Source organism: Nonomuraea sp. NPDC004702, from assembly GCF_053601695.1.
This window is the reverse complement of sequence record NZ_JBSGCE010000056.1, coordinates 35665-57613: the sequence shown is the minus strand read 5'-3', so window position 1 is coordinate 57613 and position 21949 is coordinate 35665. Positions and strand designations below refer to the sequence as shown.

Annotated in this window: 23 protein-coding genes; 8 read left to right on the top strand and 15 right to left on the bottom strand. The window is 72.6% G+C overall.

Features of this window, described 5'->3' with window-relative positions:
* From ACWEJ6_RS42130 to ACWEJ6_RS42105, 6 genes are all read right to left on the bottom strand, one after another.
* On the bottom strand, nucleotides 1–430 hold a 430-nt coding region (locus tag ACWEJ6_RS42130), incomplete at its 3' end, for an AfsR/SARP family transcriptional regulator (protein ID WP_452431173.1).
* An 86-nt stretch (nucleotides 431–516) separates the two neighbouring features.
* Nucleotides 517–729 (bottom strand): hypothetical protein, encoded by a 213-nt coding sequence (locus ACWEJ6_RS42125; RefSeq protein WP_352323140.1) that lies wholly within the window; start codon nucleotides 727–729, stop codon nucleotides 517–519.
* Between the two features lie 82 nt (nucleotides 730–811).
* Nucleotides 812–1129, bottom strand: coding sequence for a DUF3140 domain-containing protein (locus ACWEJ6_RS42120; protein ID WP_387681184.1), 318 nt, complete (start codon nucleotides 1127–1129; stop codon nucleotides 812–814).
* A gap of 29 nt (nucleotides 1130–1158) precedes the next feature.
* Nucleotides 1159–1815, bottom strand: coding sequence for a response regulator transcription factor (locus ACWEJ6_RS42115; RefSeq protein ID WP_357976348.1), 657 nt, complete (start codon nucleotides 1813–1815; stop codon nucleotides 1159–1161).
* Nucleotides 1812–2981 carry a sensor histidine kinase gene (locus tag ACWEJ6_RS42110; protein ID WP_452431172.1) on the bottom strand — a complete coding sequence of 390 codons (1170 nt, stop codon included), beginning with the start codon at nucleotides 2979–2981 and terminating at the stop codon, nucleotides 1812–1814. The genes ACWEJ6_RS42115 and ACWEJ6_RS42110 overlap by 4 nt, the downstream gene beginning before the upstream one ends.
* 16 nt (nucleotides 2982–2997) lie before the next feature.
* Nucleotides 2998–3585, bottom strand: coding sequence for a hypothetical protein (locus ACWEJ6_RS42105; protein WP_452431171.1), 588 nt, complete (start codon nucleotides 3583–3585; stop codon nucleotides 2998–3000).
* A 283-nt stretch (nucleotides 3586–3868) separates the two neighbouring features.
* Here ACWEJ6_RS42105 and ACWEJ6_RS42100 point away from each other — a divergent pair, with 283 nt between their 5' ends.
* Entirely contained in the window at nucleotides 3869–4615 is a 747-nt protein-coding gene (locus ACWEJ6_RS42100) for an SRPBCC family protein (protein ID WP_452431170.1), read from the top strand.
* A 10-nt stretch (nucleotides 4616–4625) separates the two neighbouring features.
* On the opposite strand, the gene ACWEJ6_RS42095 is transcribed toward ACWEJ6_RS42100, so the two are convergent.
* Both ACWEJ6_RS42095 and ACWEJ6_RS42090 read right to left on the bottom strand, forming a co-directional pair.
* Complete coding sequence (locus ACWEJ6_RS42095; RefSeq protein WP_452431169.1) at nucleotides 4626–5423, bottom strand: alpha/beta fold hydrolase; 798 nt, start codon at nucleotides 5421–5423, stop codon at nucleotides 4626–4628.
* 266 nt (nucleotides 5424–5689) lie between these two features.
* On the bottom strand, nucleotides 5690–6892 hold the full coding sequence (locus tag ACWEJ6_RS42090; RefSeq protein ID WP_452431168.1) for an MFS transporter: 1203 nt from the start codon (nucleotides 6890–6892) through the stop codon (nucleotides 5690–5692).
* Between the two features lie 72 nt (nucleotides 6893–6964).
* Between ACWEJ6_RS42090 and ACWEJ6_RS42085 the strand changes: the two genes are divergently transcribed.
* A complete protein-coding gene (locus ACWEJ6_RS42085) occupies nucleotides 6965–7936 on the top strand; it encodes a GlxA family transcriptional regulator (protein WP_452431167.1) in 972 nt (323 codons plus the stop codon).
* 16 nt (nucleotides 7937–7952) lie between these two features.
* Here ACWEJ6_RS42085 and ACWEJ6_RS42080 read toward each other — a convergent pair whose 3' ends face one another.
* Nucleotides 7953–8228 (bottom strand): sulfurtransferase TusA family protein, encoded by a 276-nt coding sequence (locus tag ACWEJ6_RS42080; RefSeq protein WP_358298869.1) that lies wholly within the window; start codon nucleotides 8226–8228, stop codon nucleotides 7953–7955.
* Nucleotides 8229–8391: 163 nt separating this feature from the next.
* On the opposite strand from ACWEJ6_RS42080, the gene ACWEJ6_RS42075 reads away from it, so the two are divergent.
* The gene (locus ACWEJ6_RS42075; RefSeq protein WP_452431166.1) at nucleotides 8392–10494 is read left to right on the top strand and encodes a histidine kinase; all 2103 of its coding nucleotides are present in this window, start codon (nucleotides 8392–8394) and stop codon (nucleotides 10492–10494) included.
* A 132-nt stretch (nucleotides 10495–10626) separates the two neighbouring features.
* Nucleotides 10627–11433, top strand: a complete 807-nt coding sequence (locus ACWEJ6_RS42070) for a hypothetical protein (protein WP_397161620.1) — start codon at nucleotides 10627–10629, stop codon at nucleotides 11431–11433.
* A gap of 26 nt (nucleotides 11434–11459) precedes the next feature.
* Here the strand turns inward: ACWEJ6_RS42070 and ACWEJ6_RS42065 are convergent, their stop codons facing one another.
* On the bottom strand, nucleotides 11460–12659 hold the full coding sequence (locus ACWEJ6_RS42065; RefSeq protein ID WP_452431165.1) for a hypothetical protein: 1200 nt from the start codon (nucleotides 12657–12659) through the stop codon (nucleotides 11460–11462).
* Nucleotides 12660–12801: 142 nt separating this feature from the next.
* Here ACWEJ6_RS42065 and ACWEJ6_RS42060 point away from each other — a divergent pair, with 142 nt between their 5' ends.
* Nucleotides 12802–14616 carry an ABC transporter ATP-binding protein gene (locus tag ACWEJ6_RS42060; RefSeq protein WP_452431164.1) on the top strand — a complete coding sequence of 605 codons (1815 nt, stop codon included), beginning with the start codon at nucleotides 12802–12804 and terminating at the stop codon, nucleotides 14614–14616.
* A complete protein-coding gene (locus ACWEJ6_RS42055) occupies nucleotides 14616–16439 on the top strand; it encodes an ABC transporter ATP-binding protein (RefSeq protein WP_452431163.1) in 1824 nt (607 codons plus the stop codon). Before ACWEJ6_RS42060 ends, ACWEJ6_RS42055 begins: the two co-directional genes overlap by 1 nt.
* 5 nt (nucleotides 16440–16444) lie before the next feature.
* Here the strand turns inward: ACWEJ6_RS42055 and ACWEJ6_RS42050 are convergent, their stop codons facing one another.
* The 4 genes from ACWEJ6_RS42050 to ACWEJ6_RS42035 all read right to left on the bottom strand — a co-directional run bounded on the left by ACWEJ6_RS42050 (nucleotide 16445) and on the right by ACWEJ6_RS42035 (nucleotide 19750).
* Nucleotides 16445–17656: a PP2C family protein-serine/threonine phosphatase gene (locus ACWEJ6_RS42050; protein WP_452431162.1), complete on the bottom strand. Its 1212-nt coding sequence runs from the start codon at nucleotides 17654–17656 to the stop codon at nucleotides 16445–16447.
* A 101-nt stretch (nucleotides 17657–17757) separates the two neighbouring features.
* Nucleotides 17758–17967, bottom strand: coding sequence for a hypothetical protein (locus tag ACWEJ6_RS42045; RefSeq protein WP_452431161.1), 210 nt, complete (start codon nucleotides 17965–17967; stop codon nucleotides 17758–17760).
* Nucleotides 17964–18572: a hypothetical protein gene (locus ACWEJ6_RS42040; RefSeq protein ID WP_452431160.1), complete on the bottom strand. Its 609-nt coding sequence runs from the start codon at nucleotides 18570–18572 to the stop codon at nucleotides 17964–17966. The genes ACWEJ6_RS42045 and ACWEJ6_RS42040 overlap by 4 nt, the downstream gene beginning before the upstream one ends.
* Before the next feature lie 53 nt (nucleotides 18573–18625).
* Nucleotides 18626–19750 (bottom strand): hypothetical protein, encoded by a 1125-nt coding sequence (locus tag ACWEJ6_RS42035; protein WP_358298887.1) that lies wholly within the window; start codon nucleotides 19748–19750, stop codon nucleotides 18626–18628.
* A gap of 504 nt (nucleotides 19751–20254) precedes the next feature.
* Here ACWEJ6_RS42035 and ACWEJ6_RS42030 point away from each other — a divergent pair.
* Together ACWEJ6_RS42030 and ACWEJ6_RS42025 are read left to right on the top strand one after the other, a co-directional pair.
* Complete coding sequence (locus ACWEJ6_RS42030) at nucleotides 20255–20551, top strand: hypothetical protein (protein ID WP_387681139.1); 297 nt, start codon at nucleotides 20255–20257, stop codon at nucleotides 20549–20551.
* Between the two features lie 194 nt (nucleotides 20552–20745).
* A complete protein-coding gene (locus ACWEJ6_RS42025) occupies nucleotides 20746–21060 on the top strand; it encodes a hypothetical protein (RefSeq protein WP_397161611.1) in 315 nt (104 codons plus the stop codon).
* Nucleotides 21061–21080: 20 nt separating this feature from the next.
* Here ACWEJ6_RS42025 and ACWEJ6_RS42020 read toward each other — a convergent pair whose 3' ends face one another.
* Nucleotides 21081–21944, bottom strand: a complete 864-nt coding sequence (locus tag ACWEJ6_RS42020; protein ID WP_387681134.1) for a helix-turn-helix transcriptional regulator — start codon at nucleotides 21942–21944, stop codon at nucleotides 21081–21083.
* Nucleotides 21945–21949 lie beyond the last annotated feature (5 nt).

The window sequence follows — 21949 nt, the reverse complement described above, 5'->3', positions numbered from 1 at the left end:
GACGTCGGCGCCCGCCGCGGCGTAGGCGAGCGCGATGGCCCGCCCGATGCCCTTCGACGCCCCGGTGACCAGAGCCGTCCTGCCGGACAGCGGGCCCGCGCCACAACGCCAGCGCGCCGCGCGGGTCGCCGGCCCGCACCAGCCGCTCGAACGCCGACGCGTCCACCTCGCCGGGCGGCACGTCCAGCAGGTAGCCGGCCGGGTGCGAGGAGATCAGCCCAGGCGCCTGCCTGCGGGCCCGCGACACCAGCGACTGGAGCGCCGCGGCCGGATGGGCGGGCGGCTCGCCGGGCCACAGGTCGTCGATCAGCCGGTCGGCGGTCACCACCCGGCCCGGGTCGAGCGCCAGACGGACGAGCAGGGCCCGCACCCGGGCGCCGCCGATCTCGGCCCCAGCCACCTGGAGCGGCCCCAGGACCCCGATCCGCATGCCCCCACCGTACGGGCATGCGGCCATGCCGGGTTCCCGGCGGGCCGCCCGCCTTCACCCGGTTCGAGCAGCCCGGAGCAGTGCGCTCAGCTCTCCGAGAGCCGGTCGAAGAGGGTGAGCGCCGCCTGGCGCACCTCCTCCGGGGTCAACCCGTCGAGGGCCTGCCGCGCGTCGGCGATGTCACGCGTCGTGGCCAAGGTGATGGCCACGGACGAGGCCGCGGCACGGTCGATCGATCCCGTCGGGGCGGCGTCGGCCAGCTGCTGGGCGCTCGCGGCGAGGTCGAGGTTGTCTCTCAACGGATCTCCTCGGACGAAGTCGGCTTCGCACATTTCATCACTTTGCGTCGCCCCACATCCACCATTTGTTGAATTCGAGGCGTTATGCCCTGAGCGGGTCGTGGCCGACGGACATGAGCTCGCGCCGCGAGTCGTCGTCCGTCCGGTCGCCCATGGTCTCGACCAGCTCGATGACCTGGCGCATGACGTCCAGGTCGGCCTTGGTCAGGTCGCCCTTCCGCTTGCTCAGGACGTGCAGCACGCCCCTGCCCAGCTCGTCGATGCCCATGTCGGGGTCGGGAGGGAAGCCCTCCTCGTCCGAGGCGTCGGCGAGCAGGTAGCCGCGCAGCTCCTCTGAGTTCATGTTGACCGCCCGGTGGAACTCGTCCCAGAGCGTGTCCGTGTCGAAACCCTCAGTCATATGGGCCGCCTACCCGCCCGACCCTCGCGTTACGCCCCGGGAACGGTCAGCCCCGACTCGTAGGCCGCGATCACCGCCTGCACCCGGTCGCGCAGCCCCAGTTTGCTCAGCACGTTGCTGACGTGCGTCTTCACGGTGTGCTCGCTGACCACCATGGCCTCGGCGATCTCCGCGTTGGACAGGCCGCGCGCGATCAGCTGCAACGTCTCGCGCTCCCTGGCGGTCAGCGACTCCAGCGTGTGCGCGGGGGCGGCGGTCGTCGCGGGACGGGAGGTGAACTCGGCGATCAGCCTCCTGGTCACCGTGGGCGCGAGCAGCGACTCGCCCGCGGCCACGACGCGCACCGCGGTCACCAGGTCGTCCCGCCGCACGTCCTTCAGCAGGAACCCGCTCGCGCCCGCGCGCAGCGCGTCGAACACGTAGTCGTCCAGGTCGAACGTGGTCAGCATCAGCACCCGGCAGGCGGTCTCGGCGCACACGATCCTGGCCGCCTCGATGCCGTCCATCCTGGGCATGCGGATGTCGAGCAGCAGCACGTCCGGCTCGTGGGCCCGTACGGCGGCCACGGCCTCGACCCCGTCGCCCGCCTCGGCCACCACCGAGATGTCGGGCTGGGCGTCGAGGATCATCGCGAACCCGCCCCTGACCAGCTCCTGGTCGTCGGCCACCACGACGCGCACGCTCATCGGCCGGCCCCCAGCGGCAGCCGCGCCGACACCGCGAAGCCGGGCCCGTCCGCGCGCGGGCCGGCGGTCGCGCTGCCGCCGCAGGCCGCGGCCCGTTCGCGCATGCCGATCAGGCCGTTGCCGCCCGAGGGCAGCGCGGGGCCGCCGCCGCGCCCGTTGTCCGTGACGTCGATCATCAGGTGGTCGTCCTCCCAGGTGAGCCGGATCTCGGCGCGGTCGGCGCCGGAGTGCTTGACGATGTTGGTGAGCGCTTCCTGCGTGATCCGGTAGGCGGCCAGCGCGCTGTCGGGGCCGATCGGGCGGGGCTCGCCGGACTCGGCGAAGCGCACGTCCAGGCCGGTGCCCGCCACCTGGCCGGCCAGCGCGGGCAGGTCCGCGAGGGTCGGCTGCGGCGTCCGCGGCGCCTGCGGCTCGTCCTCCTTCAGTACGCCGAGCATGCGGCGCAGCTGCACCATCGCGTCCCGGCCCGCGGCGGCGATGGCGTCGAAGGCGGCCTCGGCCCTGGCCGGGTTGCTGCGCACCACGACGGGCCCCGCCTCGGCCTGGACCACCATGAGGCTGACCGCGTGGGCCAGGATGTCGTGCATGTCGCGGGCGATCCTGGCCCGCTCGCGTTCGGCCGCGCGCTCGGCTTCCAACTGACGCTCCCTTTCGAGCCGGGCCGCGCGCTCGGCCAGCTCGGCGGCGTGGGCGCGGGACGTGGCCGCCGCGCGGCCGATGGCGTAGGCGGCGGTGAACAGGGCGACCCCGCGCATCGCGGTCTCCCACGAGCCGACGGAGGCCAGGCCGCCGACGAGGGTCACGACGAGCATGACGACCCTGGGCAGGCGGGGCGAGTACGCGGCGACCGTGTAGAAGGCGACCAGGGCGCCGTACCAGATGGGCTGGCGGGCGACGTTGTCGGCGAAGTCGTAGAGCGCGCCCACGACCAGGCTGGCGATCAGCATGGTCACCGGCCACCGGCGCCGCCAGACGACGGGGAGCGAGGCGCCGATCGAGATCGCGTACCCCCACCAGTCCCATCTGCCGCCCTGCGGGTCATGGCTGGAGATCAGCGGCCAGACCTGGACGAGGGCGATCAACAGGGCGAGCGCCCCGTCCACCCAGAGGTGGGGGAGCGCTCGAAGCCGGCGACGGAGGACGTCGACAAGCGTCAGATCGGACACGGGGTCCCATTGTTCCTCACGCATGGACGAGCACGTGACGGGCACCGGCCGGGGCCTGGCGGCGGGCCAGCGGCCAGAACGACACCAGCATGCACACGGCGCCGAGCGGGATCAGGTCCTTCTCCAGGATCGGGATGGCGAAGTCGAGCATGACCAGGACGGGGGTCCAGAGCTTGACCTGCCGCCGCGCGGCGAGCTGGACGACCAGGGCCAGCTGGGCGACGTAGAACAGGACCGGGCCGGCGGCGTAGACCGCGAGCGACACCCCCGGAACCGCCTGGACCTGGTCGAACAGCGGGGACATAGCGTCGTGGTCGGCGGCCATGAACCCGACGACGATGTCGATCACGAACTGCGCGGCCGCGCAGGCGATGCCCACCAGGCCGACCACGAGGCTGGTGGTGGCGATGCGGTTGCGGCCCAACATCCGCCACATTTCCCGAAATATCACGATGAACAGGGCAAGGGCGGCAAGAAAGGCGAGATGGCCGGCCGTCCAGGCCAACCCCGGCCCTCGGCTCCCGTCCAGACCGTCGACGATCCGGATCACGCCGTACGACAGGACGAGCAGCGGGGCGGCCACGAAGGCGGCGCGGGTGTTCATCAGGAGGTCTCCTCAAGGGGCGGGGCGATGCACTTATCCTGCGGTTTTCCGCTCCGGATGTGATCGCCGGGACGGGCGATCCCGCGCCTCGCTCTCAAGAGGGATGCCCCTCGCTCCCACGCCCCACAAGCCTGCCGAACGCGCTCACATGCCCGCCGACCGCCCCCGCACGCTGCCGACCGGGCCCTACAGGCATGCCGACAACACGAGTCGGCTTGACAAGCGATATTGTCGGTGCGATCGTCGGCCGCACACCGCGCCGGGCCGTGACAGGGAGACCGCCATGCCGCACGAGTTCGAGATCCGCCACGAGATCCAGCTGGACGCCGCCCCCGACGTCGTCTGGCAGGCCATCGCGGAGGGCCCGGGCATCGACTCGTGGTTCATGGGCCGTACCGAACTGGAACCGCGCGAAGGCGGCCGGGGCACGCAGACCTTCGGCGACGACGTCGCCACCGAGTCGGTGGTGACCGCCTGGGAGCCGGGCAGGCGCCTGGCCCACCGGGGCGTGGAGAACCCCGACGGCACGTTCATGGCCTTCGAGTACCTGCTGGAAGCCCGCGGCTCGGGCAGCACGGTGCTCCGCTTCGTCCACAGCGGCTTCCTCGGCGACGACTGGGAGTCGGAGTACGACGACCTGGAGCGCGGCGACCTCCAGTACCTGTACAAGCTGGCCGTCTACCTCAGGCACTTCCCCGGCAGGATCTCCACCCACAACCTGTTCCTGGCCGGCCCGTGCGCGTCGGAGGAGCGGTTCTGGGCCGCGCTCGGGGCCGCGCTCGGCGTCGCCGGCCGTCCGGTGGCCGGGGAGAAGGTGACGGTCGCGATCGAGGGGCGTTCGCCGGAGCGGGGCGTCGTGGAGTGGGTGACCGCTCCGGGCACGTTCGTGGCGGTCCGTACGGACGACGGCCTGTACATGTTCGTCCAGGGACGCGGCATGGCGGTGGTGGAGCACCACGCCTACGCCCCGGTGGACGGCGAGGCCCTGGAAGCCGCCTGGACCCACTGGCTCACCACCGTCTCCGCCTGACCGCCCGCCCTCAGGCGAAGAACTCCCGCAGCACCGGCGCCAGGGCCTCCGGCTTGACGATGTGGGTCTGCCCGTCGAGCGTGCGGTAGTCGGCCGCGGGCAGCGCCTTCGCCAGCGCGCCGACGGAGTTGCGCATCCACTGCGGGCTCTTCCCGCCGTCGGCGACGAGCGTCGGGACGGTCACCGACGCCCACGCGCCCTCCGGGTACGGCACGCCCCGCTGGTACGGGAAGACGAGCGCGGTGTCGTACGGCAGGGTGTGCGCCACGGCCTTGAGCGTGGCCCACGCGGGCATGAACCGCATCATCGCCACCACGATCGCCGGCAGGCCGACCCCTTCGCGCATGAACATCCTGACCGCCTCGGCCCGGCGGCCGGCGGCCACCAGCGCCTCCAGCCGTCGCGGGTAGTCGTCCTTGAGCGGGGGGCGGGTGCCGTCCACGACGAACGGGGGCTCGTACAGGGCCAGGCGCTCGACGGGCAGGCCGTGCTGGACCGCGGCCAGGGCGAGGGCGGCGCCGGAGGAGGTGCCGTACAGGCGGACCGGGCCGCCGGCCTCCTTGACGAGCGCGGCCAGGTCCTCGACCTCCCGTTCGAGGGCGTACGGCTGGGTGTCGCCGCTCTCGCCCCGTCCGCGCCGGTCGTAGGTGTAGACCGTGAAGTCGGGGGCGAGCGCCTCGGCCAGGCCGCCGTTGATGCTGGAGCCGCGGAAGCTGAGTGCGCCGTCCACGAGGATGACCGCCGGGCCCTGGCCTGCGCGTTCGTACGCGATGGGGGTGCCGTCCGCGGAGTTGATCATGCTGCTCATGGTGTTCCTCCGTTTCGTGGTGCCCACGCTAGCTACCGACAAATAAAATTGTCAAGAAATCTTTTGGGAGAAGACGTACTGATACGGGTACCTCTGCGCTCTTACCTGGTGGAGTCGTCCCGAGCGCGGGGGAACGCCGGGGCGGCTCCCACATCGCGTGCCGCGAAAAGGAGGGGACGGCACGTGCCGCAGACGGGGGCGGGCGGTCTGCCAGCCGCACGCCCCGGCCGCGGCACGTGCCGTGGGCACCGCCCCCTCGGCGTCGGCTACGTCGCCGGGACCGGGACCGTGACCGGCCCGCTCCCGGACGCCTGCGGCCTGCGGCCGAGCCGCCGTACCGGCCCGATCACCAGCAGCGCCGTCACCACGCCGACCGTCACCAGGGCCGAGCCCAGCATGAAGACGCGCGGCTCGACCAGCGCGGTGACCGGGCCGGCCAGCGCCTGCCCGACCGCCATGCCCGCGACCGACCCGGCCACCTGGTAGGCGTTGACCCGGTTCAGCACGTCCGGCGCGACCTGGGTCTGCACGGTCGTCGACCACATCACCGACCAGAACGCCATGGCGCACCCCCCGAGCAGGTGCCCGGCCATCAGCAGCGGCAGCGGCAGTCCGAGCGCGACCGACAGCGGCACGGCGACGTACCCGATCAGCGCCACCGCCCCCGCCGCCAGCGGCCTGCGCGGCTTCAGCCGGATCGCCACCAGCCCGCCCAGCACGGTCCCGAGACCGAGCGCCGCCATCACCCAGCCGTAGTCGGCCCCGATGACCTGGGACGACAGCGGCACGTACGGCCCCACCACCAGCACCCCCCAGAACACCCAGACCAGGATGACCGACCACATCCAGCTCCTGGCCTTGAACTCCTCCCAGCCCCTGCGCAGGTCGCTCAGCACGTCGGACGGCTCCGGCGTGGGCACGGCGACCCGCACCAGCAGCAGGCACACCGCGCTGACCAGGAACGTCGCGGCGTCCACGGTGTAGACGAAGACCGGCCCGGTGGCCACGACGAGGATCCCGGCCAGCGCCGGCCCGACGAGCTGGGTGACCGCCTCGGCGATCTTCAAGGTCGCGTTGGCCCGCTGCGCATCCGCGGCGACCAGCGGCACCATCCCGTTGACGCACGGTTCGAACACCCCGGCGGCCATGCCCGACAGGAACGCCATCGCCAGCAGCAGGGCGAACGGCGGGGCGCCGTCGAGGAAGGCGACGGCCACGACCGCCTGGGTGACCACCCTGACCACGTCCGCGCCGATCATCAGGCGCCGGGGCCCGATCCGGTCGGCGACGACCCCGCCGAACAACATGACCAGCACGGCCGACGCGGTCCAGAGCGCGAGCACGAAGCCGACGCCGGCGATCCCGTAAACTTTGCCGATCGCCAGCGCCGAGGCGACGGGCATCATCGCGTCGCCGAGCAGCGAGATCGTGCGGGCCCCGAAGTAGAGGGCGAAACTCCTCGTCCACATGAGCCCTAATTTTGGATTTTTCCAGATCAGAGCGCCGGTGTCCCAAATGACATCATTGGGTACATTTGCGCCATGCCCCTGGACTGCCCCGAGACGCCTCCGGCCCCCGTGAGCCCGCACCGCGTGGTCGCCCTGGTCGCCCCCAACCAGGAGCTCTATCCCGTCACCTCGGCCTCGGCCGTCTTCGGCTACCAGGGCCCCGACATCCCCCAGCACTACAGCTTCACCCTGTGCGCCGAGCGGCCGGGCTCGCTGCCCACCACCCTCGGCGTCCCCATGCAGGTGGACCGCGGTCTCGAAGCCATCGACGAGGCCGGCACCGTGATCGTCGCGGGCTGGACGCTGGTCCCCTCGCCGGCCGTGCTCGACGCGGTGTCCCGGGCCCACTCCCGCGGGGCGCGGATCGTCGCCGTCTGCGCGGGCATCTTCATCCCCGCCGCCCTGGGCCTGCTGGACGGCCGCCGCGCGTCCGTCCACTGGGAGCTGTCCGGGGAGCTGGCCGCCCGCCACCCGCGCGTCATCCCCGACGACACCGTCATCTACGTGGACCACGGCGACGTCGCCACCGCCGGAGCCTCGGCCGCCACCCTCGATCTGTGCCTGCACCAGGTGCTCCAGGATCACGGTGCGGCCCACGCCATGCGCATCGGCCGCCAGCTCGCCGCCGGGCCGCACCGCGAGGGCTGCCAGCGCCAGTACCCGCCGCTGCCCACCGCGGGACCCATGCCGGACTCCCTGGCCCCGCTGCTCGAATGGCTGCTCGGCCGCCTGCCCGACCACGTCACCGTCGAGGACATGGCCGCCTACTCAGGCGTCTCCGCGCGGACCCTGACCCGGCAGTTCGCCGACCAGCTCGGCGTGCCGCCCGCCCGCTGGCTGCTGGAACGCCGGCTGGCCGCCACCCGGGCGCTGCTGGAGGAGACGGACCTGCCGGTCGAGACGATCGCCACCCGCGTCGGGCTCTCCTCGGCCGTCAACCTCCGCCGCCGTTTCCACACCGCGCTGCGCACCACCCCGGCCGCCTACCGGCGCTCCTTCCGCTGACGGGCGGCGGCCGCCGTCAGGCCGCGTGCCACGGACGGGCGGGCTCGGTCTCCTTGGCGGCGTCCGCGACGCGCACCGCGTACGTCGGGCGCTCGGCGCCGGGCACCGGGCCGAGGTAGGAGTGGCCGGTCAGGTGGCACCACGCGGGCAGGTCGACGGGCGCGGCGGGGTCGCTGGCGATCAGGTGGATCACGGCCCCGGGACCGGCGCGCAGCACGTGCCCGCGCAGCTCGATGAGCAGTTGCACGCACATCTTGTCGCCGCCGTCGATCACCAGATCAGGTTCGGGCATGCGTATAGGAAACCACGCGTCGCCGTCGAGTAGGTTGAGGCCTGTCCTGGCCCCGTAAGGGGTCGGAGCAGGCGTCGGACGGTAACGGCCCGGACACAACGGGCGGATTATCCCAGTAAAAGGGTCATAATCCTGTTCAAGTGTTGGGGAAGGCGGTGATGAGATGACCGGGTTCACCGAGATCGCCGAAGAGGCCGGGCCGGCGGAGAGCCACGGGACCGGGCGCGGCTCCGCGGGCCGGGGCGTGCGGCTCGCGCGCGTCACGGCCGTCGTCCTGGCGGTGGCCTCGCCGGTCCTCACGGTCGCCGCGCTGCTCGTCTACGCCCGCCTGCCGGAGGCGTGGACGCCGCTGAGGACCGCCTCGCCCCAGACGGCCGCCGCCCTGACCTTCCCGGCCGTCGGCGCGTTCCTGATCTTCCATCGGCCGCGGCTGAACATGGCGTGGCTGATGGTCGCGGGCGGCATCGCCGCCGCCGTCAGCGACCTGTCCAGCGCGATGATGTTCCGGCTGGCCGCCGACGGCGACCTGGTCGCGGCCGGGCTCGTACGCTTCCCCGCGCAGGTCGGGTGGGCGGTGTGCGGCCTGGCGCTCACCATGCTGCTGCCGCTCTACTCGCCCGACGGGCGGCTGCCCTCGCCGCGCTGGCGGTGGGTGCTGCTGCTGGGCGCGTTCTCGCTCGGGCTCGACCTGGCCCGCTCGGTGTTCCGGCCCGACCCGCCCCCCGGCAGCTACCCCTATCCGGCCGTCATCCCCAACCCGCTGCAGATCCGCGCGCTCGGGCCGTACGTCGAGGCCGTCTCCATGGTGGCCTGGACCGGCATCTACGTCGCCATGGCGCTGACGGCGCTCTCCCTGGCGCTGCGGCTGCGCCGGGCCGACCCGGTGGGCAGGCGGCAGATCGGCTGGCCGCTGTTCGCGTTCGCGGGCTACGTCGTGTTCCTGATCATGGCCGCGTTCGTGCCGACGCTCCTGTGGCCGAGCATCGTGTGGGCGGCGCTCATCCCGGTCGCGGTCGCGTTCTCGGTGACCCGCTACCGGCTCTACGGCATCGACACGGTGATCAGCCGGGCCTTCGTCGCGGCCGGGCTGGTGGCCGTGGTGAGCGCGGTCTACTTCGGCGCGGGCGCGCTGTCCAGCCTCGTGGTCTCCGGCTACGACGAGATCGCGGGCATCGCCGCCGCGCTGTTCGCCGGCGCGTTCTTCCAGCCGCTGCGGCACGTGCTGCAACGCGCCGTCGACCGCCTCCTGTACGGCAGCGTCGGCGACCCCGCCGTGCTGGCCGAACGCCTGACCCAGGCCGTCCGGCGCGGCGACCCGGCCAAGGCGCTGACCTCCGTGGTCAGCGTGCTGCGCGACGGGCTCGCGGTCGAGGGCGTGGCCGTGGAGGTCGCCGACGGCGAGCCGCGTTACGTCGAGAGCGGCCGGGTGGGCGCGGAGCCCCGCCAGGTGCCGCTGGTGTGGCACGGCGAGCGCGTCGGCCGCCTGTTCGTCGGGCCGCCCGGCCCGCGCCGCTTCCCCGCCGCCCACAACGAGCGCGTGCTCACCACGCTCACGCCGTACGCCGCCGACGTGGCGCACGCCGTGCGCATGGCCGCCGACCTGCAGCGTTCCAGGGAACGCATCCTGACGGCCAGGGAGGAGGAGCGCCGCCGCCTGCGCCGCGACCTGCACGACGGGCTCGGCCAGACCCTCTCGGCCATGGCCATGACCATCAACATGGCCAGGATGAGCCTGAAGAAGTCCCCCGACGCCGCCGACGAGCTGCTGCGCGAGCTGCACACCGGCATGGGCGCGGTCACCGACGACATCCGCGAGCTGGTGTACGGCCTGCGCCCGCCCGCGCTCGACGACCTCGGCCTGGCCAGAGCCGTCCGCGAGCTGGCCGGCCAGTCCTCCCCGGACACCGAGATCGAGGTGGAGGTCGAGGGCAGCCTGACCGACCTGCCCGCCGCCGTCGAGGTGGCCGTCTACCGGATCGTCCAGGAGGCGCTGACCAACATCCGGCGGCACGCCAGGGCCTCCCGCGCCCGCATCGTGCTCCAGCGGGACTCCGTGCTGCGCGTGCTGGTCGCCGACGACGGCCGCGGGCTGCCCGCCGCGTACAGCGCGGGGGTGGGCCTCGGCTCGATGCGGGAACGGGCGGCCGAGCTCGGCGGCATCTGCGTCGTCAACAGCGGGCCGGGCGCCGGGACGCGGGTCGAGGTCATGCTGCCCCTGGGGTCGGCCGCGAAGGAGCCGGTCAGGCCGCCGCGCGCGGGCCGCTGAACGCCGCTGAACGCCGCTGAGCGCCGCGCCAGGGCGAGCCGGGCCGGGCAAAATTAACCGAGAGTAGTTTTGATCTCACCCTTGGTGTGGAACATGGTGAAGTATCACCTCATTCCTCACGGAGGACGTGCCTTGCCCCAGCACACACCCCGCCTGGTGATGTACTACCGGACCCACTGCGACGGCGGCCTCTACGTCTCCCCGCTGCCCCTGATCGAACGGCGTACCGGCCTCACCCACCTCGTCGTCGCCACCGTGGAGGTCGGCGCGGACGGCGACGTCCGCCTCAACGGCGCCCCGCCCGACTGCCCCGACCTGGCCCAGATGTGGGACGACGTGCAGGTCACCCAGGTGTACGGCGCCCGCGCCCTGGCCATGATCGACGGCCTGGACCGCCTCGACCACGACTTCGGCGCCTGCTACCCGCCGCTGCGCCGCCTGCTCGCCCGCCGCCGCCTCGACGGCGTGGACCTGCGCCTGACCGCGCCCATGTCGCCGCCCGGCCTCGCACGCCTGATCGACCGGCTGCGCGCCGACTTCGGCCCGGCCTTCCTGATCGCGCTCACCCCGTCCGCCGCAGTGGACCACGACCAGGTCTTCCGCGACCGGGGCGCCGACCTCGCCTGGCTCAACCTGCCGATGTACGGCGGCTCGCGCAGCCTGGCCGACCCGTGCGACTACGACGCCGTGCTCGCCGGGGGAGTGGTGCCGGCGGGCCAGCTGGTGGCCGGGGCGGTCACCACCCCCGACAACGGGGGCGGCGGCTACGTCGAGATCGACCGCCTGGCCGCCACCGTCGCCGAGCTGCTGCACCGGCATCCCGGGATGGGCGGGGTGAGCGGCTGGGAGTACTACAACGCCCTGCCCGGCGGCACGGACGCCCCCTGGCAGTGGGCCGAACGCGTCGGCGCCGCCCTCAAACTGACCCGCAGGCCCTGACCTTCCGAGCCCCTTGGAGGGCCCGGTCAGCGTCGCCGGCGCTTCTGGGTGCCCGCCGTCTTGCCCGGCTTGCGGGGCTTCCTGGGCAGACGCCCGCGCTCGCCCGGCGGCCGTACGTGCACCCCGCGCCACCGCTGCAACGCCACGCGCGCGGCCGAGGCCACCCGGGGCGCCGGATGGTGCTCGATGAGGAAGCGCAACATCGGCGTCGTGTAGGGGTGGTCGCTGCACGTCATCATGCCGAGCATGCTGAGCACGTCGTCGACGTCGAGGTTGCCGGAGAGCTGGAGTATCGACTCGGCCGGGCCGCCGATCTCCATCGCGGCCACGGTCATGTCGGCGTACACCCACGCCACGTCGACGGGCGCGGGCGGCACGTCGTGGTCCTCCTTCTCCCGGGCCCTGATGAGCGCCCCCAGCCGGGGCACCTCGCGCAACGCGGCGGCGATCTCCTGACCGGGCCGGCCGAGGTCCTCCAGCAACACGGTCAGGCCGACGGCCCGGCTCAGCGGGCTGACGTCGAGCAGGACGTCGGCGATCTCCTCGGCGGCCCGCGCCGGATCCCGCCCGCCCAGCCAGACGCGCACCTCCTCGGCGCGTTCGTCGTCGTCGTAGGTGCGCAGGGCCCGCAGCAGCGTGGGGGCGTCGGCGCCGGCCGTGCCGCCGTGGACCGGGATGTCCTGGCCGATGAGGGTCTTGAAGAGGTCGAGCGCGCTCCAGGTGCCGAGCGGGGTCAGCGACACCGACGAGCCCTCGCGCCGGATCAGCCGCAACCAGGCCAGCTCGTCGGCCGCCTCGTCGGTCAGCTCGGGGATCTCCGCCACCGGCAGGGCGTCGCGGTGGCTGAGCAGCATCAGCAGGGTGCTCGTGCCCGCGTCGAGCGCCGCGGCGTCGGCCTCGGGGGAGAACAGCGAGTAGAGGATGTCGCCCCACGTGTCCAGCACGTCGTCGGCCGGCCCCGACGTCAGGGTCTCGACCGCCGGGCCGGTCGTGGCGGTCCCGTCGCGCACGTCGATGAGCCGGCTGTCCTCGGCCACGCCCCAGAGCCGCCCCTGCCCGGGCCGCGCCGCCCCCTGTTCACCGGCGGCGGAGGCGAGGCGGAGCAGGTCGTGGACGACCGGCGTCGCCCGGACCACGGCCGCGAGGTCGTCGGCCGGGAGGAGGCGCACCGGCGGCTGGAGGGTCACGGGCGGCAGCAGGTCCGCTTGATGGAGGAAAGGGTCCACGGTGGGTAAGGTTACTGTCTCATTGCGTGACGATGCCCGCTCTTTGCCTTCACGGGCGGCCGGAAAACCCCTCGGATTCTGTCGGTGGCCGGTGATACAAACGGGTCCGATGTCCGCCCGCCCTCGGCCAAGGGGTTTCACCGTGACCAGCGGCAGTTCGGAGTTCTCCGTCGAAGGCCCGCGCTACGACCGGCGTGGGCCGGTCCGCTGGCTCTGGTCCCACGTGCGCCGCCATCCGCTCCCCCTGACGGGCTTCCTCGGCGGCTCGCTGGTGATGGTGGTGCTCAACGCGCTGGTCCCCCAGCTCACCGGCTCGGCCTTCGACGCGGTGCTGAGCGGCAGGGGCACGTCCGCCGCCGCGCTCGGCCTGGTCGCCCTGGCGCTGCTGGCGGTGGTGTCGGCCCGCGGCCTGTTCGACCTCGTCGCCCGGCTGAGCAGCGAGATGCTGGCCAAGCGGCTCGAACGCGACGCCCGCGACGAGCTCTACGCCGGCCTGCTCGGCAAGAGCCAGACCTTCCACAACCGGCAGCGGGTGGGCGACCTGATGGCGCGCGCGGCCAACGACATCCGCCAGCTGTCCATCATGATCAGTCCGGGCGTCGACCTGATCGTCGACTCCGGGCTCACCGGCCTGGTGCCCCTGGTGTTCATCGCCGCGATCGACCCGCGGCTGCTGCTGGTGCCCGTGGTGTTCGGGGTGCTGTTCGGGTTCGCGCTGCGCCACTACATGGGGCAGCTCAACCCGGTGGCCACCCGCATGCGCGACGAGTTCGGCGACCTCAACGCCGGGCTGAGCCAGGCGGTGCGCGGCATCGAGGTCATCAAGGTGACCGCGCAGGAGGAGCAGGAGCGGCTGCGCTTCCGCGCCAACGCCCGGCGCTACCGCGACTCGTTCGTGCGCAACGGCCTCGTCCAGGCCCGCTACCTGCCCACGTTGCTGTTCGCGTGCGCCATGGCGGGGGCGTTGTGGCACGCGCTCCACCTCCACGCCGCCGGCGCGATCACGATCGGCGACCTGGTGGCCTTCATGGGGCTGATGGGCATGCTGGGCTTCCCGACCCAGATCTCGATCTTCACGTTCTCGCTGGTGCAGATCGGCATCGTGTCCTCCCGCCGGATCCTCGACATCGTCAACGCCGAGACCGAGCTGGAGCAGCCGGTCGCCGGCCACGTCGCGCCCATCGGGGGCGAGATCGTCTTCGACGACGTCACGTTCGGCTACGGCGAGGGCGAGCCCGTCCTGCGGGGGGTGACGTTCACCGTCCGGCCGGGGGAGACGGTGGCGATCGTCGGCGAGACCGGGGCGGGCAAGAGCTCGCTGACGAAGCTGGTGCCCCGCATCTACGACGTCACCTCGGGCCGGATCCTGGTCGACGGCGTCGACGTCCGCGAGTGGGACCTCGACTCGCTGCGCTCCCAGATCTCCACCATCGAGCAGGACGTCGTGCTGTTCTCGCGGTCCGTGGCCGAGAACATCGCCTTCGGCCTCGGCCAGCGGGCCGACCGCGCCGCCGTGGTCAAAGCGGCGGAAGACGCGCAGGCGGCCGAGTTCGTGGCCGAGCTCGACGACGGCTACGACACCGTCATCGGCGAACGCGGCCTCACGCTGTCCGGCGGCCAGCGCCAGCGGCTGGCCATCGCGCGGGCGCTGCTGACCGACCCGGCCATCCTGATCCTCGACGACTCCACCAGCGCCATCGACTCCGCCACCGAAGACCGCATCCAGCAGGCCATCGAGCGCATCCAGGAAGGGCGCACGACGCTGCTGATCACCCACCGGCTCTCCCAGATCCGCTGGGCCGACAAGGTCCTGCTGCTGCGGCGCGGCGAGGTGGCCGCCTTCGGCACCCACGACGAGCTGATCGCCGGCAGCCCCCTCTACCGCCGCATCTTCTCCCACTACGACGAGGTCACGGCCGATCAGGGCGCGCTCGACGAGCAGGAAAGGGTCCACTGATGGGCTTCATCATGGACGGCCTCGACGCCGAGGACTACGACCGCACCTACTCCGACCGTGACCTGACGCGCCGGATCCTCGCCTACTTCCGCCCCAAGCTGGGCGCGATGTTCCTGGTGGCGGCCATGATCGTGCTGGTGTCGGCGGCGCAGGCGGCCCTGCCGCTGCTGGCCAGCCAGGGCGTCGACGCCATCCAGGACGGCACGATCGCCGATGTGGGCCCGCTGCTGGCCGCCGGCATCCTGCTCGCCGGCGCGCTGAGCTGGGCCTTCAACTTCGTCCGCCAGTGGTACAGCGCGCGGGTGACCGGCGACGTCGTGCTGCGCCTGCGCGAAGACGCCTTCGACGCCGTGCTCGAACGCGACCTGTCGTTCTACGACGAGACCCCGTCAGGCCGCATCGTCAGCCGCGTCACCTCCGACACCGACGACTTCGCCACGGTCTCCACCCTGACGATGGACCTGATCAGCCAGGTGCTGATGGTGGGGTTCGTCACCGTCCTGCTGTTCCTGCGCAGCGTCGAGCTGGCGCTGCTGACCCTGCTGGTGGCGCCGGTCGTGATGGGCATGGCGCTGCTGTTCCGGCGGCTGGCCCGGTCCAGCACGCGGCGGGCCCAGCGGTCGCTGAGCCGGGTCAACGCCAACCTCCAGGAGACCATGGGCGGCATCGCCGTGGCCAAGAACTTCCGTCAAGAGCAGCAGGTCTACGACGAGTTCCGGCCGGTCAACGAGCAGAGCTACCGGGTGACGCTGCGCCAGGGCTTCGTCTTCTCGGCCATCTTCCCCCTGCTGTTCCTCGTGGCGGGGCTCGCGACGGTCGCGCTGGTCCAGCTCGGCGGCACCGCGGTGCTGGGCGGCGGCCTGTCGGCGGGCGACTGGTACCTGTTCCTGCAGGGCGTGTCGCTGTTCTGGATGCCGCTGACCTCCATCGCCGCCTTCTGGTCGCAGTTCCAGCAGGGCCTGTCGGCCTCCGAGCGGGTCTTCGCGCTGATCGACGCCCCGCCCCGGGTGGTGCAGACCGGCTCGGCCGACCCGGGCAGGCTGGCCGGGCGCATCGAGTTCGACGACGTCACCTTCGGCTACGACGCGGCCCACCCCGTGCTCCGCCGCTTCGACCTGGTCGTCGAGGCGGGCGAGACGGTCGCGCTGGTCGGCCACACCGGCGCCGGCAAGTCCACTCTGGGCAAGCTGATCACCCGCTTCTACGAGTTCCAGGAAGGCCGCCTGCTGATCGACGGCCACGACATCCGCTCGCTCGACCTCGGCGCGTACCGGCGGCAGATCGGCGCGGTGCCGCAGGCGCCGTTCCTGTTCAGCGGCACGGTCGCCGACAACATCCGCTATCCGCGTCCCGACGCGGGCGACGACGAGGTGCTGGCCGCGGCGGCCGCGGTCGGCGGCGGCGACTGGATCGAGGCCCTGCCCCACGGCCTGGCCACCGACGTGGGCGAGCACGGGCGGGCCCTGTCGATGGGCCAGCGGCAGCTCGTCGCGCTGGCCCGCCTGCTCATCCAGGACCCGGCGATCGTCGTCCTCGACGAGGCCACCGCGAGCGTCGACCCGCTGACCGAGGCCCAGATCCAGGAGGGGCTCGACGTGGTGCTGGCCGGCCGCACCTCGATCGTCATCGCCCACCGGCTGTCCACGATCGAGCACGTCGACCGCATCATCGTGCTCGACCACGGCCGGATCGTGGAGGAGGGCGACCACGCCTCGCTGCTGGCCCGCGGCGGCCGCTACTGCCAGGTCTACAACACCTACTTCCGCCACCAGTCGCCCGACTACCGGCCCGACAGCGGGTTCGTCGCCGTCGGCGAGACCTGACGGGCTCACATGACGAGCCGCTGCTGCCTGCTGCTGCGCCACTCCACCATCAGCACGGTCGCGTCGTCCTGGAGCCGTCCGTGCTGGTGCTCCAGGATGGCCTGCACCAGCCGGCGCAGCGTCTCAGGCGCCGACAGGCCGTCGGCCTCGTGCCGGAGGATGAAGTCGATGAAGCGCTCCAGGCCGAACAGCTCGCCGTCCGGGTTCTGCGCCTCGATGATCCCGTCGGTGTAGAACAGCAGCCGGTCGCCGGGCTGGAGCTGGTAGCGCAGCTCCCCGGTGTACGGCCGCAGCAGGAAGCCCATCGGCGGGTCGGGCTCGCTGGACAACGTGGCCACCTGCTGGCCCTCGCGGATCACCAGCGGCGGATGGTGCCCCCGGTTCACCCAGGTCAGCCAGCCGGTGCGCAGGTCGAGGCAGGCCAGGATGCCAGTGGCGAAGCGGCCGGTGAACTGCTCGGCGATGGCTGCGTCGATCGCCTGGCCCGTGTTGACGAGATCGGCGCCCTGCCGCCGGTTGTTCCGGCTGGCCCCGACGGCGATGGTCGCGGTCAGCCCGGCGGAGGTGTCGTGGCCCATCGAGTCGAAGATCGACACGTGCAGCGCCTCGCCGTCGATGGCGTAGTCGAAGGCGTCCCCGCCCACCTCGTACGCCGGTTCGAGCACGGCGCTGACCACCACGTCGTCGTTGGCGAACGTCCCCGGCGGCAGCAGCGGCACCAGCACCTCGGCCGACAGCGTCATCGGCCGGGCGCGGATCAACCGCGAGTAGGAGTCGCTGTGCGGCCGCTTGCTGATCACCAGCAGCGCGACCAGCGACGCGAGCTGCTGGGCCCGCCACTCGGCGACCTCGTCGTCCAGCGGCACCGTCACCGCGAGCACGCCGATCCGCTCGGTGCCGTCGAGGAGCGGCAGCCACAACCGCCTGGCCGTGCCGTCGGGCCCGGCCGGCACGTGCACGACCTCGGCGTTGCGGAAGGCGATCCCGGCGAGCGTGCCGTCGATCCGCAGGGCCGTCAGCGGTTCGCCGGACGCGTCCCGCTGCTCCGAGAGCGGGATGAGCTCCAGCTGCTGCAGGTCGGTGACGTAGATCGCGGTCTCGGAGAAGCCCACCAGCGCGGCGTGCCCGGCGACCACGTGCGGCAGGTCCTCCATAGCGGTCAGATGGTTGGCGGACAGCATGCCGCCCAGCATCAGCTCGCCGCCACTCCGCCGCATCGGCACACCCTTCCTGAGGTCTGCCCGGGGACCTACCCATTCGAGGGGCGGTTCCTGCCCCGTCGACCGCCGCCGACACCTCCGTACGGACCGGGACGGCCTCACCCGGCGGCAGGCGGCCCTTCCGCGCGCTCCGCCGCCGGCGCCCGCCACCGCGCCGCGTCCTGGTACGCCTTCGTCACCGCGAGGATCATGGCCGCCTGCGCGCCGGCCAGCGACAACCAGAGCATGCCCCCGCCTACGAAGAGGGCGAACGCCAGCAGCGCGGCGACCGTGAAGACCCATCCGCCGACCGATCCAGGAATCTTCAAAACCGGCTCTCCCATAGGTACCAGGGGCCTTCGAGGTGGGTGTAACCCGTGTGGGACTCCTCCGGCGGCGTGCCTCCGGGGCTCCACGCGAAGCCGTACCGGTCGATGAAGCCGGTGTCGCTCACCAGGAACCGCGCGCCGCCCGACACCCGTTCGATCGACGTCAGCGGGAAGAGGCCCACCCACTGGTCTTCGCGCCTGACGGTCCCGGTGTCCGCGGCGACCGTCCGGGCGAACTGCTCCAGCTCCGACTCCGACAGCGCGAACCGGGCCTCGAACGGCACCCTGGCGAACACCAGCGCGGTCACGATCACGCCCATCACCGGCGCGGCCGTCCAGCGGACCCAGTGGCGGCGCAGCCCGGGACGTCCGTCGGAGCGCAGCAGCCCCACCGCGAACCGGGCGACCCAGACGACCGCGATGCCGACGAAGAGCGCGAGCCCCGCCAGCAGGAGTGTGAACGAACCTCCGCCCGGCACGCTCGTGTAGTCGAGCACGATCAGCCCTGCCACGGCGACCAGCGGAAGCAGCACCTTGCCTGGCGGGCCGACCAGGGCCCGGGTGAGCGCCGGTAAGGGAGGCCGCTCGACGGCGTTTTCCGACATGCCCGAGCGTACCGCGATCATGTGACCCCGGCCCAGCGGGCGGGAGGGACCGGCTACAGCAGCCGGGAACGGTCCAACGCCGCCCTCTTCCGCACCTCGGCCAGGAAGACCTCCGTGTGGCGGTGGTGGCGGCGCGGACGGCCGGGCTCCCGGCCGGGCGGGGTGTCGGCGTGCTGGGAGAAGGTCAGCCAGCAGCTGCGGATGCCGTAGAGGAGGTTCTCCAGCAGGTCGAGGGCCGGGCGGGCGGGGTTGAGCGGGGTGATGGGCAGGTAGACCGTGCTGGGGCCGAGGCCGAGCTCGGGATGGTCGGTGCGGGCCTGGGCGATCAGCTCCTCGGCCACACCGATGCGGTGCTTGGCCTCGGTGACGCCGTAGAGGTGGCCCTCGGCGACGTGCAGCGCGTTGCGGATCATCGGCATGACCGCGGCCCTGGGCGAGCCGCCGCCGCTCATCGCGGAGATCACCTCGGTGAGGCTCTCCTGGGCGGGGGCCTTGATGTTGTCGACCTCGGAGATGGTCTGCATCGGATGCAGGCCGGTGTGCCGGGCGCTGATGGTGGCGGCGGCGTAGAGCCAGTGGGCCGCCGCGATCGCGGCCGCGGTGGGGTCGATCTTGGTGAACAGCGCCTCCGTGCCGAACGGATGCTGGTGCAGCAGGCTGTCGGCCTGGGCGACCTGGAGGGGCGAGGCGTCCTCGCGGCTGAGCATGACGGCCTGCTGGGCGCGCGCGGTCAGGTCGCCGAGCTCGGCGTTCTCGATGGCGGCCAGCTCGGCGGTGACGTCGGTGGCCACGCTGCCGGCCAGCGGCGCGTGGTTGATCGTGTGCAGCGTACGGCCGACGCGGTGGGCGACCTCCTCCACCCGCGTGGAGTAGAGGGTCAGCGCGCCGTTGGCCGGCCGGACGGGCGCCAGCAGGGCCGGGATGACCGAGGCGAACGCGTCGCGCTCGGCCTGCCGCTGCCAGCCGACGCTGTTGGGGCCGTGCTGGTCGGCGGCGCTGGACGGGTGGGTGTAGCAGCGCCAGCAGGCATAGGACAGCTCCGTGAGGCTGGTGGCCAGGCGGAGCACGTCGGGGCTCGAAGGCACCTGTTCCGCCACGGTGGTGGCGATGTCGCCGATCCCCGTACCCCAGGTGGCGATGAGCGCGTGGCGTGAGTGGTCGACGGCGAACCGGGTCACGGAGGCTCCTTACAACGGGGGGTGGGGGAGCGTGATGACATGCTCAGGATGCTTGATCCGGCGTGGTCGCGGAGGGGAATTCGCATGGTTGCCGGTCCCTGATCTGCGGATTTGCCGTGATATGCGCCAGAAGATTTTTCCAGCGGACGGGCCGGTTCCCACACCCCTGACACGGGCCGGTACGGGCCCGTGGCCGGGGCGGGCGGGCCGGTGCCGCGGGCCGGTGCCGCGGGCCCATGTCGCGGGCCGGTACGCGCCCGTCGCGGCGGGCCGCCGTCTCCGCCCTCGTTCCTCCGGCCTGGCCCTGTTTCGGTCCGTCGCTTTCGGCGGCCAATATCCGCTGGCAGAAAAGAAACTTGGGCGCCGGTGTAATGGAACCTCACCCGGCGAAAACAAGATCATCCCCACGCGGGCGGCCGATGTGCCACCGTTTTCGTCATCCCCGGGGCGCCCGCCCGCTCGTCCGGCGCAGGCCCCTGTCCGGCTGCGCGAAGGCAGGAATGTGTGGACCTAGAGACACGGATACTCAAGTTGCTGTTGCGCCTGCGGAAGCACAAGGCGGGCAGGCCCGCCGGCGACCTCACGGCGACCACGGCCGGCATCACCCGGATGCAGGCCGACATCGCCGACATCCGGACGGAGATGCGACAGGACTTCGCCGCGCTCGGCGACGAGCTGGCTGCCCTGCGCCGCCACATGAACGACCACTTCACGTCCAGCAGGCCGCGCTGCTGCAAGGACCCGGAGCCCGGCTGCCCGCAGGGGACGCAGGCGTACGGCCCGGACCCGATCAACAACTGACCTGCCAGGCCAAGGCTCGGCCCGAGGCCGCCACCCGGCGCCGGGCCGGGCCCTCCGCGGCCCCGCACCCGTTGCTTGCCGGCGGTCGTGTCGGGTATACACGGGTTGCCACCATGTGCTTACAGCAAGTGGGACCCGGCCGCCCTCCACCACTGGGCCGGTTCCCTACCGACTACCGGCAAAGGTAGGAGTAAGTGGATGTAGAGGCGGAGATCCTGGACATCAGGCTTCGGGTCCAGGCGCTGGAGGCGACACTGTGCGCCGAGGCCGACTGCTCCGAGGCGGTGCTCGGCATCGCCGAGATGCGGGCCGACCTCGCCGAGACCCGGAGCCAGTCGGGCCAGGACGTCACGGCCCTGACCGACGAGCTGCTCGGCCTGCGCGGGCAGACCGACGAGCACTTCCAGGCGATCCGGTCGAAGATCCGCCGGCGGCTCGACCTGCTGCGCTGCGAGACTCTCGATCTGGCCATCCGGCTCGACCACCTGCTGGAGAAGGGCGACTCCTAGCGGGCGCGCCCCGCCGCGGGTCAGGTGGCGGCGTGGGCCTGGCGGGTCCAGGCGGACAGCAGGCGGAGAGCGGTCTGGGAGGGGGAGCCCTCCTCGGTCGTGTGGGCGATCAACGCCTGGTCGGGGTCGTCGGGCAGGCGGAGGGTCTCGAAGCCGAGGTCGAGCCGGCCGACCACCGGGTGCAGGTAGACGTAGCGTCCGTGGGTCTTGTCCTTGAGCCGGTGCTCGGCCCAGAGCTCGCGGAACTCCGGGCTGGCCGCCGACAGCTCCTCGACCAGCTCCGACGTCCGGGTGTCCGCAGGATGGCGGCCGGCGTCGAGGCGCAGGTAGGCGGCCACGTCGGCGGCCTTGGCGGGCCAGTCGGCGTACAGGTCGCGCATGCCCTCGTCGAGGAACACCAGGCGGGCCAGGTTGCGCTGCCGGGGCGGCAGCGCGCCGAAGTCGGTGATCAGCGCCGCCGCGAGGTGGTTCCAGGCCAGGACGTCGGTGTTGCGTCCGACGACGTAGGCCGGCACGTCGGCCGACGCGTCCAGCAGGCGCTGGAGGCCGGGCCGGACGCGTTGCAGCGGCGGCGCGGCCTGCGCGCGGTCGCCGTCGTTCCAGGGGCGGGCCAGGCGGTGCAGGTGCGCGCGCTCGACGTCGTCCAGGCGCAGGGCGCGGGCGACGGCGTCCAGGACCGCTTCGGAGAAGTGCAGGGTACGGCCCTGCTCCAGCCGGACGTAGTGGTCCACGCTCACCCCGGCGAGCTGGGCCAGCTCCTCCCTGCGCAGGCCGGGCACGCGTCTGCGGCTGCCGTACTCGGGCAGGCCGAGCTCCTCGGGACGCAGCCGGGCGCGGCGGGATCGGAGGAATTCGCCCAGTTCTGCGCGTCTGTCCAGTGCCATGGGAC

Excerpts from the sequence above, each read along its gene's own strand:
- ACWEJ6_RS42120 (WP_387681184.1), bottom strand. The coding sequence starts at position 1,129 with ATGACTGAGGGTTTCGACACGGACACGCTCTGGGACGAGTTCCACCGG.
- ACWEJ6_RS42115 (WP_357976348.1), bottom strand. The coding sequence starts at position 1,815 with ATGAGCGTGCGCGTCGTGGTGGCCGACGACCAGGAGCTGGTCAGGGGC.
- ACWEJ6_RS42105 (WP_452431171.1), bottom strand. The coding sequence starts at position 3,585 with ATGAACACCCGCGCCGCCTTCGTGGCCGCCCCGCTGCTCGTCCTGTCG.
- ACWEJ6_RS42100 (WP_452431170.1), top strand. The coding sequence starts at position 3,869 with ATGCCGCACGAGTTCGAGATCCGCCACGAGATCCAGCTGGACGCCGCC.
- ACWEJ6_RS42095 (WP_452431169.1), bottom strand. The coding sequence starts at position 5,423 with ATGAGCAGCATGATCAACTCCGCGGACGGCACCCCCATCGCGTACGAA.
- ACWEJ6_RS42090 (WP_452431168.1), bottom strand. The coding sequence starts at position 6,892 with ATGTGGACGAGGAGTTTCGCCCTCTACTTCGGGGCCCGCACGATCTCG.
- ACWEJ6_RS42085 (WP_452431167.1), top strand. The coding sequence starts at position 6,965 with ATGCCCCTGGACTGCCCCGAGACGCCTCCGGCCCCCGTGAGCCCGCAC.
- ACWEJ6_RS42080 (WP_358298869.1), bottom strand. The coding sequence starts at position 8,228 with ATGCCCGAACCTGATCTGGTGATCGACGGCGGCGACAAGATGTGCGTG.
- ACWEJ6_RS42075 (WP_452431166.1), top strand. The coding sequence starts at position 8,392 with ATGACCGGGTTCACCGAGATCGCCGAAGAGGCCGGGCCGGCGGAGAGC.
- ACWEJ6_RS42055 (WP_452431163.1), top strand. The coding sequence starts at position 14,616 with ATGGGCTTCATCATGGACGGCCTCGACGCCGAGGACTACGACCGCACC.
- ACWEJ6_RS42050 (WP_452431162.1), bottom strand. The coding sequence starts at position 17,656 with ATGCGGCGGAGTGGCGGCGAGCTGATGCTGGGCGGCATGCTGTCCGCC.
- ACWEJ6_RS42040 (WP_452431160.1), bottom strand. The coding sequence starts at position 18,572 with ATGTCGGAAAACGCCGTCGAGCGGCCTCCCTTACCGGCGCTCACCCGG.
- ACWEJ6_RS42020 (WP_387681134.1), bottom strand. The coding sequence starts at position 21,944 with ATGGCACTGGACAGACGCGCAGAACTGGGCGAATTCCTCCGATCCCGC.